The 14007-nt window shown below is 62.8% G+C and carries 14 protein-coding genes; 9 read left to right on the top strand and 5 right to left on the bottom strand.

Annotation, left to right across the window (positions count from 1 at the left end; genetic code table 11):
• Positions 1–3 precede the first annotated feature (3 nt).
• Entirely contained in the window at positions 4–789 is a 786-nt protein-coding gene (locus tag CNQ84_RS04815; RefSeq protein WP_065335910.1) for a sulfite exporter TauE/SafE family protein, read from the top strand.
• 49 nt (positions 790–838) lie between these two features.
• The gene (locus CNQ84_RS04810) at positions 839–1459 is read left to right on the top strand and encodes a glutathione S-transferase family protein (protein WP_096003787.1); all 621 of its coding nucleotides are present in this window, start codon (positions 839–841) and stop codon (positions 1457–1459) included.
• A 2-nt stretch (positions 1460–1461) separates the two neighbouring features.
• Here CNQ84_RS04810 and CNQ84_RS04805 read toward each other — a convergent pair whose 3' ends face one another.
• Positions 1462–2679: an MFS transporter gene (locus tag CNQ84_RS04805; RefSeq protein WP_425439950.1), complete on the bottom strand. Its 1218-nt coding sequence runs from the start codon at positions 2677–2679 to the stop codon at positions 1462–1464.
• A 236-nt stretch (positions 2680–2915) separates the two neighbouring features.
• Here CNQ84_RS04805 and CNQ84_RS04800 point away from each other — a divergent pair, with 236 nt between their 5' ends.
• A complete protein-coding gene (locus CNQ84_RS04800) occupies positions 2916–3356 on the top strand; it encodes a YqaA family protein (RefSeq protein ID WP_096003785.1) in 441 nt (146 codons plus the stop codon).
• Here the strand turns inward: CNQ84_RS04800 and CNQ84_RS04795 are convergent.
• The gene (locus CNQ84_RS04795) at positions 3353–3580 is read right to left on the bottom strand and encodes a VF530 family protein (RefSeq protein WP_096003784.1); all 228 of its coding nucleotides are present in this window, start codon (positions 3578–3580) and stop codon (positions 3353–3355) included. The genes CNQ84_RS04800 and CNQ84_RS04795 overlap by 4 nt on opposite strands.
• A 99-nt stretch (positions 3581–3679) precedes the next feature.
• Between CNQ84_RS04795 and CNQ84_RS04790 the strand changes: the two genes are divergently transcribed.
• Positions 3680–4894 carry a BaiN/RdsA family NAD(P)/FAD-dependent oxidoreductase gene (locus CNQ84_RS04790; protein WP_096003783.1) on the top strand — a complete coding sequence of 405 codons (1215 nt, stop codon included), beginning with the start codon at positions 3680–3682 and terminating at the stop codon, positions 4892–4894.
• Positions 4895–4904: 10 nt separating this feature from the next.
• Here the strand turns inward: CNQ84_RS04790 and lnt are convergent, their stop codons facing one another.
• On the bottom strand, positions 4905–6512 hold the full coding sequence (gene lnt, locus CNQ84_RS04785; protein ID WP_096003782.1) for an apolipoprotein N-acyltransferase: 1608 nt from the start codon (positions 6510–6512) through the stop codon (positions 4905–4907).
• Between the two features lie 194 nt (positions 6513–6706).
• On the opposite strand from lnt, the gene CNQ84_RS04780 reads away from it, so the two are divergent.
• A complete protein-coding gene (locus CNQ84_RS04780; protein WP_096003781.1) occupies positions 6707–7606 on the top strand; it encodes an acyltransferase in 900 nt (299 codons plus the stop codon).
• Between the two features lie 22 nt (positions 7607–7628).
• Here the strand turns inward: CNQ84_RS04780 and ald are convergent, their stop codons facing one another.
• Together ald and CNQ84_RS04770 are read right to left on the bottom strand one after the other, a co-directional pair.
• Entirely contained in the window at positions 7629–8759 is a 1131-nt protein-coding gene (gene ald / locus CNQ84_RS04775; protein WP_096003780.1) for an alanine dehydrogenase, read from the bottom strand.
• Positions 8760–8844: 85 nt separating this feature from the next.
• Positions 8845–9954 carry a GGDEF domain-containing protein gene (locus tag CNQ84_RS04770; protein WP_096003779.1) on the bottom strand — a complete coding sequence of 370 codons (1110 nt, stop codon included), beginning with the start codon at positions 9952–9954 and terminating at the stop codon, positions 8845–8847.
• A gap of 242 nt (positions 9955–10196) precedes the next feature.
• Here CNQ84_RS04770 and CNQ84_RS04765 point away from each other — a divergent pair, with 242 nt between their 5' ends.
• The 4 genes from CNQ84_RS04765 to dbpA all read left to right on the top strand — a co-directional run bounded on the left by CNQ84_RS04765 (position 10197) and on the right by dbpA (position 13951).
• Positions 10197–11201 carry a response regulator gene (locus tag CNQ84_RS04765; protein ID WP_096003778.1) on the top strand — a complete coding sequence of 335 codons (1005 nt, stop codon included), beginning with the start codon at positions 10197–10199 and terminating at the stop codon, positions 11199–11201.
• Between the two features lie 19 nt (positions 11202–11220).
• Positions 11221–12174 carry a sensor domain-containing diguanylate cyclase gene (locus tag CNQ84_RS04760; RefSeq protein ID WP_096003777.1) on the top strand — a complete coding sequence of 318 codons (954 nt, stop codon included), beginning with the start codon at positions 11221–11223 and terminating at the stop codon, positions 12172–12174.
• Between the two features lie 164 nt (positions 12175–12338).
• The gene (locus tag CNQ84_RS20475; protein ID WP_165771227.1) at positions 12339–12503 is read left to right on the top strand and encodes a hypothetical protein; all 165 of its coding nucleotides are present in this window, start codon (positions 12339–12341) and stop codon (positions 12501–12503) included.
• Positions 12504–12571: 68 nt separating this feature from the next.
• Positions 12572–13951, top strand: a complete 1380-nt coding sequence (dbpA, locus tag CNQ84_RS04755; RefSeq protein WP_096003776.1) for an ATP-dependent RNA helicase DbpA — start codon at positions 12572–12574, stop codon at positions 13949–13951.
• The last annotated feature ends 56 nt before the right edge of the window (positions 13952–14007 follow it).

Raw genomic sequence — 14007 nt, 5'->3', positions numbered from 1 at the left:
CCCATGACCGACTTGAGTCTCTGGCAATACGTATTAATCGGTCTGGTCTTTGTCTGGAGCGGCTTTGTGCGTTCCGGACTGGGCTTTGGCGGCGCAGTACTGGCACTCCCCTTCCTGCTGCTGATACACGATGATCCGCTGGTATTCCTGCCCCTGATTGCCGCCCACCTGCTGCTGTTCTCCTCGCTAACGGTGATCATGAACAACCGGCGACAACCCAGGACGGCGCAGCAGCAAGGCAACGCAGGTGGCTCGGTCGACTGGCGCTACCTTGGCCATATGCTGCTGGTAATGATGGTCCCCAAGCTGATCGGGGTATTCGGCCTGCTGACCCTGCCGCCGAAGATCATGAGCCTGATCATCTTTGTGATCGTCTCAGGCTACGCCCTGTCGTACATCTTCAACCGCCCCTTTCGCAGCAACAGCCGGGTAGTCGATACCCTGTTCCTGATGCTCGGCGGCTACATCAGCGGCACTTCGCTGATCGGCGCTCCGCTGATCATTGCTGTAGCAGCGCAGCATGTTGCCCGCGAACAACTGCGCGATACGCTGTTCGTACTCTGGTTCGTGCTGGTCTCGATCAAGATGGCCGCCTTTGTCTGGGCCGGCGTAGACCTGCAACTGATCCACCATCTCTGGCTGCTGCCCTGCGTCACCGTAGGCCACCTGATTGGCTTGCGCTTTCATCACCGCATGCTGCACAACGACAGCGGCCAGTTCTTCCGCGTGCTCGGCGTTACCCTGCTGGTGACCAGCGCGGTGGGGCTGGGTAAGGTTTTCATGACCTGACGCCGCCGCAAGAGCTATGCTGAGTGTTGGCCAAAAAGGAGAAACACCCATGCATGGACTCACCCTGTACAGCAACCCGCAATCGCGCGGTCGTCTCGTTCACTGGATGCTCGAAGAGCTACAGATGCCGTATGAAACCGTCTGGATCGACTACGGCGACGACATGAAGAGCGACCACTACCGGGCTATCAACCCGATGGGCAAGGTGCCTGCGCTGATGCACGGCGACCTGCTGATTACCGAATGTGCCGCCATCTGCGCCTATCTGGCCGATCGTTTCCCCCGCGCCCAATTGGCGCCGCCGGTCGACGACCCGCGGCGCGCCGCCTATCTGCGCTGGCTGTTCTTTGCCGCCGGGCCGCTGGAACAGGCGATTACCGCCCGCAAGCTTGCTTGGGAGGTGCCCGAAGAGCGCACACGCATGGTCGGCTTTGGCACCTTTGAAGACACCTTGAACACGGTGCAACAGGGGCTGCTGGGCGGCCCCTGGCTGTGCGGCAACCATTTCACCGCCGCCGACCTGTACCTGGCAGCACAACTGGGCTGGGCGATGAGCGAGGGTGTGGTGCCCGAGCGTCCAGGCTTTGCCGACTTTGTCGCCACTGCGTTCCAGCGCCCGGCGGCCCTACGCGCCAAGGCCTTCAACGATCAGTACCTGACCAGCGCCTGAGGTCAGATCGGCGGGCTGAGCTCTTCCGGGTGGCGACGCTGACGCTGCCAGGAGAGCAGGAACAGGCCCAGGCCAGCTACGGCGGTCAACGCACCAACATAGCCGGTGGCCGTCCAGCCCAGTCCGGCGCCGATCGCCAGGCCACCCAGCCAGGGGCCCAGCGCGTTGGCAACGTTGAAGGCCGCGTGATGGGAGGCGGCGGCCAGCGTCTGCGCATCGGCGGCCACGTCCATCAGGCGCGTCTGCAGCGGGGGTGACAGCGCCACCATGGTGCCCACCAAGAATGCCGCCAGCAGTGCGCTCCACAGGGTCTGCACGGCAAAGGGAAACAGCAGCAGCACGCCGATACTCCAGAGCAACACCACCCCTACCGCAGCAAACTGTAGCCGCTCAAACAGCCAGCCCCCGGCCAGGTTGCCCAGCAGCGTGCCGGCACCAAAGGTCGCCACCGCCAGTGGCACAACCAATGGCGTGACACCGGTCACCTCCAGCAGGGTCACCGCCAGGTAGCTGAACACACAGAACATGCCGGCAAAACCGATGGCACCAATACCCAGCGCGTACCACACCTGAATACGGCGAAAGGCCTGCAATTCGGCCAGCGGATTGCTGCGCACCACGCCCCGATCCAGCGGTAGAAACAACGCGATCAGCAGCACCGTTAGCAGCGCAATGACTGCCACGGCAACAAAGGCATAGCGCCAGTCGATTTGCTGCCCGAGCAAGGTCGCCAGCGGATTGCCCAGAAGGATCGCCAGCGTCAGCCCCAGCATCACCAGGCTGACCGCCGCCGCGCGCTTGTTCGGTGCCACCAGCGAGGCCGCCACCAGTGCCGCCACGCCAAAGTAGGCGCCGTGCGGCAAGCCGGCAACAAAGCGCGCCAGCAGCAGGCTGTGGTAGTCCGGAGCCAGCGCACTGGCGAGGTTACCCAGTGCAAAAAACACCATCAGCAGCAACAGCAGATGCCGGCGATACAGTCTGGCGCCAAAGATCGCCAGAATCGGCGCGCCAACCACCACACCGAGGGCGTAGCTGCTGATCACATGCCCAACCTGCGGCTCGGTAACCGCCAGATCCGCGGCAATGGTGGGCATCAGCCCCATAATCACGAACTCGCCGGTGCCAATGCCAAACCCGCCCACGGCCAGCGCCAGCAGGATCAGCCAGGATAACGAGCCAGCGGGGTGAGCGGGGGAAACATCGGTCAGGTCTGCAGACAACTCGGACATGCACACTCCAGTACGGCGGGAAAAACGCGCCATTATTCCTGCTTTGCCTGACACGGTGAAGCATTGATTCGATATTTATGGAAATTAGAAATAAATCCCTGGCATCAACCCACCTGCCAGCAATGCCACCGGCCCAGACGCACAACGACACACAATCATCTGGCGGTACGCGGTCAGCCGCCAGCCTCGACTGCTATGCTGGGGCGCCGAACCGCGCCGGAGCCGCCATGTGGGAGTTGAGTAGTTATATTGGTCTGTTCCTGATCGCCCTTGGCGCCGCTACCGTGCTGCCGCTGCAGTCGGAGTTTGCGCTGGTCGCCATGCTGCTGAGCGGTCACTACGCTCCACTCCCGGTTCTGCTGGTCGCCACCACCGGCAACCTGCTGGGGGCCATCCTCAACTGGTGGCTGGGGCGCTACATTACGCACTTCCAGCAACGCCGCTGGTTTCCGCTGACACCCGAGCGCCTGGCCCGTACCCAGGCGGCCTACCACCGCTGGGGCTACTGGTCGCTACTGCTGAGCTGGGCGCCCTTCGTCGGTGACCCGCTGACCATCGTCGCCGGGGTCATGCGAGAGCCGCTCTGGCGCTTTACCCTGATCGTGGCCGTAGCCAAAGGTGGGCGCTACCTGCTGCTGAGCGCCGCAACACTGGGCTGGATGGCTTAGCGCTGAGCGGCGATATACAGGGCCTCCACCTTCTCTCTGGCCCAGGGCGTGCGACGCAGAAACTTGAGACTGGAATTCATGCTCGGTTCATGCAGGAAGCAGTTGATGGGTACCCGACGTCCCAGCTCGTCCCAACCATAGTGCTCTACCAGCCACTCCAGCAACGCCTTCAGAGTAACGCCGTGCAAGGGGTCTGCAGAGCCCGGGGGGTGGTTCGATGACATACCGTTTTCCTCCAATAACCGATAAGGCCGCATTCTACGCAGGCTCCCCAACAATGCTAGAATTCGCCGCTTCCAGCCATCCACTCGCGGACTCCTGACGTGCCCCAGCCAGCCTCCGACTTTGACGTGATCGTACTCGGCGCCGGCGCCTCCGGGCTGATGTGCGCCGCAACGGCAGGCCAGCGCGGACGCAGGGTGCTGGTGCTCGAGCGGGCTAACCGCATCGGCAAAAAGATCCTGATGTCCGGCGGCGGGCGCTGCAACTTCACCAATTACAGCGTGGAAGCCGACAACTTTATTTCCGCCAACCCGCACTTCTGCAAGTCGGCACTCAAACGCTATAACCAATGGGACTTCATCTCGCTGGTCGGCAGCTATGCCATCGACTACGAAGAACGTAAACATCAGCAGTTGTTCTGCCGCGATTCGGCCAAGCCGATTCTCGACATGCTGGAGAATGAGTGCCTGCAAGCCCAGGTGGACATTCGTACCCGCTGTGAGCTAACCAGCGTAGCGCGCCAGGAGAGCGGCGGTTTCATCCTGCAGGTTGAACAGCAGGGCCGCGCGGTTACCCTTCGCTGCCAGTCGCTGGTAGTCGCCACCGGCGGCCTCTCGATCCCGACACTGGGCGGTAGCGGTCTCGGCTATCAGCTCGCCGAACAGTTCGGCCTCAAGCTGACGCCACGCCACGCAGGCCTCGTGCCCTTTACCTTCAGCGACCAGTTCAAGGCCGTTTGCGAGCGGCTGGCCGGCCTGGCGCTGGATGTCGAGGTCAGCTGCAACGGGCGCCATTTCAGCGAAGCGATGCTGTTTACGCACCGCGGCCTGAGTGGCCCGGCGATGCTGCAGATATCCAACTACTGGCACAACGGCGACACACTGCGCATCGACCTGCTGCCCAGCCTGGACGCCGCCCGGTGGCTGCTGGATGAAAAGCAGCAGCAACCGCGCAGCCGGCTGAAAACCCGCCTCGGCATTCACCTGGCCAAGTCACTGGTGGCGGAACTGCAAACGCTCTGGTGGCCTGCCGACGACGACACCGCGCTGGCCGAGATGCCGGACCGCCAGCTGCGGGAGATTGGCGCTCTGCTCAACGACTGGCAGCTCAAACCATCAGGCACCGAGGGCTACCGCACCGCGGAGGTCACACTGGGGGGCGTCAGTACCGACGACGTCAGCTCCAAAACCATGGAAGCCAAAACCTGCCCGGGGCTGTTCTTTATTGGCGAGGTGCTGGATGTCAGCGGGCATCTGGGAGGATTCAACTTTCAGTGGGCCTGGTCCTCAGGCTACACCGCCGGCCAGTTCGCCTGAGCAGACGGCCTCAGCGCCGCCGACGCGGCCACAGCGCGCAGCCCAGCAAGACGGCCAGCGCCGTGTACCAGACCCCGTTCAGGTATTGCGCATGACGAGTAAAAAAGCTGCCGCCGCTGGTTGGCGAATAGGGTAGATCAACCAGCATTTCGGCACGACTGAAGGCCGGCGTACCGGCGATCGCGCGACCGCTGGGCAGGGCCGCCACAGAAGGGCCATTGTTGATCAGGTGCAGCATGGGCACGCGATTCTCAACCGCGCGCACGATCGACATCGCGCGGTGCTGAAAGGGTTGAGAGCTTTCGCCGAACCAGTTGTCCTGGGAGACAAACAGCAGCACCTTACCACCGGCATCGCTGCCGATGGCCTCCGCGATAAATTCGGGAAAGGCCGTTTCGTAGCAGATTTTGGGCACTACGCGCATGCCCTCTATAGGGAAGTCGACATGCTCCTGCCCCTCCCCGACCTCACGCAGGTAGTCGCCAAGAAACCGGGTGGTCAGCCAGTTGATGCCCGGCAACGTCCAGAACGTCGGCAGGTACTCGCCAAACGGCACGCGCTGCATCTTGCGATACTGAGCCACTAACGAGCCATCCTGCCCCAGCCAGCCTAGGGTGTTGTAACTGATCGGCGTGGCATGCCGGTTACGGGTTTCCACGTCATGAAAGAACAGGTCTGACGACATGCCCAATATCTGGTCTGCCCAGGCCTGACGCACGCTTTGCTGGTCAAAGTAGCCCTTGTAGCGCGCCTCCGGCCAGGCCACCCAGCGCGCCCCCGCCGCCGACAGCCGGCGCGTGGCTTCCATTTCTTCCGGGTATTCGCGCGAGTAGCCTTCAGGCGGCTCAGGAATACGCCGGGTCGGCGCGTCATTGGGCTGTACCAGTCCGACCCGCATGCTTTGCCATGATGCGGCTTGGCGATCCCAGTGGCCCAGGGCAAACCAGCCGTAGACAAACCAGGCAAGTATCAGCGTCGCGCCGACCGCGGCCAGCCCCCCTTTCGCCCCCGCGATATCACGCTGCAGCCACTGAAATAGCAGCATGTTGCTCAACAGCATAAGCATGTCGAGCCCCTGCGCGCCGACCAGGTCAACGCCCTGCAGCGCCAGTAAAAAGGCTGCCTGGGTTTCACTGAAGCGCAGGTCAAACAACGTCGGGTACAACGCGCAGCACATGACGATCGCAAGCGGAAAACTGATCAGATCAAGCTGCGGCAAACGCCGCGAAATCAGGCGAAACAGCAGGCAGCCGACGGCGAGGGAGGCGCCGGCATAAAGCCAGAACAACGATGCCAACAGCAGGCTGACCGGCAGCGACAGCCCCTTCAGGTGGATGGCGAAGTCAACCATCCAGTAGGCCGTTCCGAGGTAAAACACGGTACCGCAGCACCAGCCGATCAGGGTGGCCTGACGTAGGCTGCTGCCATGCAGCGCAAACAGCAGAGGCACCCAGCCGACCCAGCCACTCCAGTACAGACCACCGTCAACCCAGGGCAGCGACAGCAACGCCCCCGAGATCAACGCCAGCAGCAGCCGGGTCAGGCTGCGCTGACGCAGTCCCGCACATAGCGCAGCCGATGCCGCGTATTTCAGCTCGGGCTTACCCACCGCCGCCATAACAACCTGCTCCAGAGCCGTGCCGGTGCGCTCTCCGGCGGATTAGTCAGCGCGTCTGCAGGGCTTGCGTCCCCGGACATTGACGATAGAAACCGCTTACCACGCTGCCCATCCCCTGTACGGGTGAACGCCGGCTGGCCGCTCGGCCACAAAACTCGCTATGCTTGGCGCTTGCCAGCGACAAGGAACCCGCCATGCCCCACTGGATGACAGGCCTGCTGACCTGCCTGCTGATATTGCTCAACACCCTGATCGGTATTGGCCCGATGCTGCTGCTGGGGCTGATCAAGCTGCTGCCGTGGCCGCCCCTGCAGCGAGCCTGCTCGGCTGGCGTCATGTGGATCGCCGAGACCTGGGCCGAGGGCAACAAAACCATTTTTGCCCTGCTTACCCCCACCCACTGGGACGTCCGCTGCGATACACCGCTCAGCAGCCGACATTCCTACCTGGTCATCAGTAACCACCAGTCCTGGGTAGACATCCCTGCTCTGGTCAAGGCGTTCAATCGCAAGACGCCGTACTTCAAGTTCTTTCTCAAGCGCGAGCTGATCTGGGTGCCGTTTCTCGGGCTGGCGTTCTGGGCACTGGATTACCCCTTCATGAAGCGCTACAGCAAGGCGCACCTGGACCGCCACCCCGAAGACCGTGGCAAAGACCTGGAAATAACCCGCCGCGCCTGCGAAAAATTCCAGAGCCTGCCGGTGACCGTGGTCAACTACCTGGAAGGCACGCGCTTCACGCCAGCCAAGCAACAGCAACAGCAGTCGCCTTACCGCCACCTGCTTAAACCCAAGGCTGGTGGCATCGCCTTTGTAGTCGCCGCGCTGGGTGCTCAGATGCGCACCGTACTGGATGTCACCATCGTCTACCCGGAGGCCAAGCCGCCGGGCTTCTGGCGCCTGGTCAGTGGCCAGGTTGCGCGCGTCATCGTCGATATCCGCGAGTGTCAGCTGCCCGGCGAACTGCTGCAGGGTAACTACAGCGACGACCCGGCGTACCGGGCTGCTTTTCAGCAGTGGGTTTCAGACCTGTGGCAGGCGAAGGACGAGCGCATCAGCGCCCTGCGCGCCGAGTACGCAGCGGCAGACGGCTGAGCGCCGCCTGCCGGCGCCTTGCTCAGGACGCGCTTCCGAGGGTGGCCAGCGCCTCTTCCAGCGTCTGCACCGGCATATCCAGCGCCGCCCCAACCTCGGCGTTGCAAAGCGCACCGTGGCTCACGTTGAGGCCATTGGCCAGATGCGCGTCCTCGCGCAGCGCTCGCGCCACACCTTTCTCGGCCAGCGCCTGCACAAAGGGCAGCGTTGCATTATTCAACGCCTGGGTCGCGGTCCGAGCGACGCCTCCCGGCATATTGGCCACGCAGTAGTGCACCACCTCGTCAACCAGATAGGTCGGCTCCGCGTGGGTAGTTGGCTTTGAGGTTTGCGCACAGCCCCCCTGATCAATCGCCACATCAACCAGCACGCTGCCGGCCGGCATCGCGCGAATCAGCTCGGCGCTGATCAGCTTGGGCGCCGCAGCGCCGGGCACCAGCACCGCACCGATCACCAGATCGGCCTGCAGCAGCGCCGCCTCCACCGCCGTCGCTGTGGCGTAACGGGTCTCGATGCGATTGCCATACTGGGCGTCCAGCCGACGCAGCACATCCAGACTCTTGTCCAGCACCATAACCTGCGCGCCCAGGCCCACCGCCATGGCCAGCGCATTGCTGCCCACCACACCGCCACCCAGGATGACGACGCGGCCCGCCGGCACGCCCGGCACCCCGCCCAGCAGGACGCCACGACCACCGCGTGCCTTCTCCAGACAGCCGGCACCAGCCTGAATGGCCATACGACCAGCCACTTCGGACATCGGCGCCAGCAGCGGCAACCGTCCCTGTGCGTCGGTAACGGTTTCGTAGGCAATACAGGTTGCACCAGAGGCCAGCAGGTCGCGGGTCTGTGCGGGGTCTGGGGCCAGATGCAGATAGGTAAACAGCGTTTGCCCGGGACGCAGCAGGCGTCGCTCTTCAGCCTGGGGCTCCTTGACCTTGACCACCAGCTCACTGTCGCTGAAGACCTGCTCGCGTGACACCAGTCGGGCGCCAGCTTCACGGTAGTGCTCATCGCTAAACCCGATGGCACTGCCTGCCCCGGATTGCACCAGCAGCTGGTGCCCATGGGCCGTCAATTCACGCACCGAGTCAGGCGTCAGCCCCACGCGGTATTCATGGTTCTTTATTTCAGTCGGCACACCGATGTACATGATTGCTCGTCTCCTCACTGCTCGGCAGGAATCTACCCCCAGTGTAGAAGAGCCTCTGGCCGGCACAACCCCGGTGCAGACGCGCTCACACATCCTTCGACGCGCCATCGTCCGCCTCCGCCACACGCGCAGTCGCCCCGGCCCGCGGCAGCTCGGCACCCAGCGGGTAGCGCTGGCCGGCGGCAACAACCTGATCTCGACCGCTGTGCTTGGCCTCGTACATGCGCCGGTCTGCCGTGCGCAACAGGGCACTGAGGTCGTCACCGTCCTCGCCCAAGGTGGCAACGCCGGCGCTGAAGGTGATCACCACCTGCTCCTGCCCTACCTGCAGCGGCGTCTGTGCCAGCTGGGCGCGCAACCCGTCGGCCAGCTCAGCGGCCTGCGCCAGACTAGCCCCCGGCAGCAACAAGGCAAACTCCTCGCCGCCGATGCGGCAGGGCAGATCCGAGTCTCGCAAACGTGCTGCCAACAGCTGCGCCGTGTGCTGCAGCGCGCAATCGCCCACCTCATGGCCAAAGCGATCATTCAGCCGCTTGAACCAGTCCAGGTCCAGGACCACCAGCGACAGATCCTGATCACTGCGCTCCACCTGGCTGCGAATGCGCCGAAATTCTTCAGCCAGGCGCATGCGGTTGGCCAGTCCGGTCAGGCTGTCGGTACCGGCCAGTTCGATCAGCCGCCGCTCGTTATCGACCCGGCTACGCTCGTAGATATGCGAGAAGACCATCATTGCCAGACTGCTGAAGCCCACATTGGCGACCACAACCATCTGCAGCAGGGCACTGTCACCGGTCAGATAGCGCACGTTAAAAGCCACCACGCCAAGACTGATAAATACCAGAGACATCCAGAAACCACCGCGCCGCCCAAGCAACAGATAGGAAATAATGGGGATGGTCTGAATCCAGGCAAACACGGTAAAGGAAGTGTTGGGCAGCACCAGCGCAAACTCCATGATGCAGAAAAACGGCACCAGGTAAGCCACCGTCCAGCGCCACAGATGACGCGTGGTGCCGACTATCGGCAGCAGGGCGCCGGCGAACAGCGCGTAGGCTACTTCCAGGCTGGCCAGCGCATAGAGCCCGCGGGAAAAGTTGATGGCGGCGAACACCAGCCCGGCCGCAACGGTGATCCACAACAGCGCGCGCAGCACCGAACGGCGATGTTCCTCACTCTGTCCCAGACGTTCTGGCATCGACTTCCCCATTAACGTGCGTAGCAGCCAACCAGGACCAGAATAGATGGCAGCACTGCCTGTCCCCCTGAAATGTGCGACCTTTCTCCGAAAAAGGCCCGACATTTCTGCAAGATTGCTTCTCAAGAGGTCAATAAGTTGTCATGCTTGGACGGCACGCTGGCTACTGGCCATGTGCCCTTGTCGGCCACCACCGCGATAACTGAAGCCCAGCGGCACCGATTAGCAACCAGGACTACACCGTGAGTGCTATCCCACTGCTCGTATGCGACGACTCCAACATGGCTCGGAAGCAGCTGATCCGGGCCCTGCCGGCTAACTGGCCATTTCGCATCACCCAGGCGACCAACGGCCTCGAAGGCATGGAGGCGATCCGTCAGGGCCATGGCCAGATCGTCCTGCTCGACCTGACCATGCCAGAGCTGGACGGCTTTGGCGTGCTGACCCAGCTGCGCGAGGAAGGTCTCAGCGCCGAGGTTATTGTCGTCTCCGGCGACGTCCAGGAGGAAGCGGTACGCCGTGCCAAGGCACTGGGCGCCCGTGCCTTTCTGAAAAAGCCGGCCGATCCGATGCAGCTGGCCGAGGCCCTCAACTCCCTGGGCGTCGACGTGCCGCTGGCGCCAGCGCCTGCTGCACAGGACGACATCTACCGCCCCTTGCCCAACGTGTCCTTCCGCGATGCCTTCCGCGAAGTGTCCAATGTCGCCATGGGCCGCGCAGCGGACTTGCTCGGCCGGGTGCTTGGGGTGTTCATCAAGCTGCCAATCCCCAACGTCAATATCCTCGAGGTAGGCGAACTGCACATGGCGCTGGCCGATGCCCAGCGTGACGAGCGCCTGTCCGCCATCTGCCAGGGCTATATCGGCGGCGGTATTGCCGGCGAGGCGCTGCTGATATTCCACGACTCGGAAATCGACGATGTCGCCAAACTGCTCAACACCCAGCGAGATGAAAGCGCGCAGCTGGAGATGCAGCTTGACCTGGCCAGCATCATCATCGGCGCCTGCCTGAACGGCCTGTCCGAGCAGTTGAATATCACCCTGTCGCAGGGTCACCCACTGGTGCTGGGCCAGCACTGCCCCATCGAGGACCTGATTCGTATCAACCAACGACGCTGGAAGCGTACGCTGGCGGTAGAAATCAGCTATGGACTGGAAAACCTCGACATTCACTTCGATCTTCTGCTGCTGTTTACCGAGGACTCGGTGCCCAAGTTGCGGGAGCGGCTCGATTACCTGATCGACTGAGCACAACCGGACCCTACAGATGGCCGAACACATCGATATCAACGAACTCCACTGGTTGCTCGACATCGTGCAGAGCATTGATGTCGGCGTCGTGGTCATGGACCGCGACTACAATGTCGAGGTCTGGAACAGCTTTATGGAAAACCACTCCGGGGTCGGTGCCGACAAGGCCGCCCGGCAGTCGCTGTTTGCGCTGTTCCCCGAAATTGACCAGGGCTGGTTTACCCACAAGGTCGAAACGGCCGTAATGCTGGGCACCCGCGCGTTCACCATCTGGGAGCAACGGCCCAATCTCGTACACTTCAAAAGCTACCAGCCAATCACCGGCATGGCTGACGAGATGTACCAGAACGTCACCATCCTGCCCCTGCGCAGCAGCACCGGCAAAACGGACCATGTCTGTTTGATTATTTATGATGTGACCGGTGTCGCTGTAAACAAACGGCAACTGGAATCAGCCAATACTAAGCTCCAGGAACTGGCCCTGCGTGATGGCCTGACCGGCCTGCTCAATCGCCGGTACTGGGAATCCTGCCTGGAACGCGAATTTGCGCGCCATCAGCGTTACGACAATCCGGTCAGCCTGGTGATCTTTGATATCGACCATTTCAAACGGGTCAACGACACCTATGGCCACCAGACCGGGGACGAGGTGATCCGCGAAACAGCGCGCATCACCTCGCAACTGGTTCGTGAAACCGATTTTGCCGGACGCTACGGCGGTGAGGAGTTCGTGGTGCTGCTGCCCGGCACCACCCTGGATGGGGCAGCGCAGTTTGCCGAGCGCCTGCGCAGCAGTATTGAGCGCCAGCAACTGGACTATCAGGGTAGCCCGCTGACCTTCACCATCAGCCTGGGGGTAGCCACCCTGACCGATGATATGGCTGGCTACCTGACGCTACTGGAGCGCGCGGATAAGGCGCTGTACCAGTCCAAGGAAGGCGGGCGCAATCAGGTGACACTGTCCCGCTGAACCTTTTCACACATGCTCGGTCAGTTGGGACACGTTTCACAGAACACGAATTCGCGATATGCTACGCCCATAAGCAGTCAAAAAAACGACAAAAGACAGAAGCCCCCCACAAAAGAGCGGCTTTTTTGACGATAAATTTCAGACCTCAGGACAAGGCAGTAACTATGGAAGAGCGCAAACGAGGATGGCTCTGGGCATATCGTAAAACCCGCAGCTACCACACCAGCATGCCCCAGGCGTTTTATCGCGCCACGCGCTTCTGGATAACCGGCGATACCGGCTCGTTTGTCAGCCACGGAGGTTTTCGCAAAACGCGCATCCGTCGCTGACGCCAGCCGCCGTGCGGGCGCTCTGATACACTGCACACCCTCTTTGCGCAGATCAGGCTCCGGCACCCGTGACTCAAGTCCCCTTCAGCTCTCTCTCTTTGCCCGCTCCACTGCTGCAGTCACTTGCGCAGCTCGGCTATGAACACACCACCGAGATTCAAGCCAGCGCGTTGCCGCTGATTCTGGCGGGCCGCGACCTCATCGCCCAGGCACCGACCGGCAGTGGCAAGACCGCTGCCTTTGGTCTGGGCCTGCTGGCACCACTCAACCCGCGCTTTTTTGGCTGCCAGTCGCTGGTGCTGAGCCCGACACGTGAGCTGGCAGGCCAGATCACCGAGGAACTGCGCAAGCTGGCACGCGGTATGGGCAACATCAAAATCGTTACCCTCAGCGGCGGGGTCCCCTTCGGCCCGCAGGCGGCCTCGCTGGAACAGGGCGCCCACGTCATTGTCGGCACCCCCGGCCGGGTACAAGACCACCTCAATCGCGGCACCCTGCAGCTCGACAGCCTGAACTGCCTGGTGCTGGATGAAGCGGACCGCATGCTCGACATGGGCTTTGTCGATGCCATCCGCGAGATCGTCGGCCATACGCCAGCCCGGCGCCAGACGCTGCTGTTCTCCGCTACCTACCCTCCGAGTCTGGCCCAGTTGACCGGCGACCTGCTGCGCGACCCGGCGCAGGTCAAGGTAGAACGCGCAAGCGCCGACAGTCCGATCGAGCAGCGCTTCTACGAGATCGAGGCCGAGCAGCGCTTCGCGTCGGTGCTGCGCCTGCTGGCCGCCAACCGTCCTCAGCCCTGCATCGCCTTCTGCCACACCCGTCAGCAATGCCAGGAGTTGGCCGACTACCTCGGCGCCGAAGGCATCAGTGCCCTGGCCCTGCATGGTGATATGGAGCAGCGCGAGCGCGACCAGGTACTGGCCCTGTTTGCCAACCAGAGCTGTAGCGTGCTGACCGCCACCGACGTGGCCGCGCGCGGCATCGATATCGCCGGTGTTGCGGCGGTCATCAATGTCGAACTCGCCGCGGATCCTGCCGCGCACACCCATCGCATCGGTCGCAGCGGCCGCGCCGGTCAGCCTGGCCTGGCCCTCAGCCTGGTTGCCCCGCGGGAACTCAAACGCTTGCGGCCAATCGAAGAGAATCATCAGGGTCCGCTGCAGTGGGGCGAGATAGAGCAGTTGCCGGAACGGCCCGAGCGACCGCTGATCGCGCCGATGCGCACCTTGGCCGTCGCCGGTGGACGCAAGGACAAGCTGCGCCCCGGCGACCTGCTGGGCGCCCTGACCGGCGATGCCGGCCTGCCAGGCGATGCCATCGGCAAGATCAGCATCAGCGACTTTCAGGCGCTGGTAGCCATCCGCCGCGAGCAGGCCAAGCAGGCACTGCAACGCTTGAGTGATGGCAAGATCAAGGGAAGGCGCTTCAAGGTGCGCCTGATTTAACCCAGGCCTCAACCGGCCCTTAGCGCGACCAGCCCCGGCTGAGCGCCACAGGCTCG

This window comes from Pseudomonas abyssi (assembly GCF_002307495.1).
Taxonomy (GTDB): domain Bacteria; phylum Pseudomonadota; class Gammaproteobacteria; order Pseudomonadales; family Pseudomonadaceae; genus Halopseudomonas; species Halopseudomonas abyssi.
This window is presented reverse-complemented; position numbering and strand designations above follow the sequence as displayed.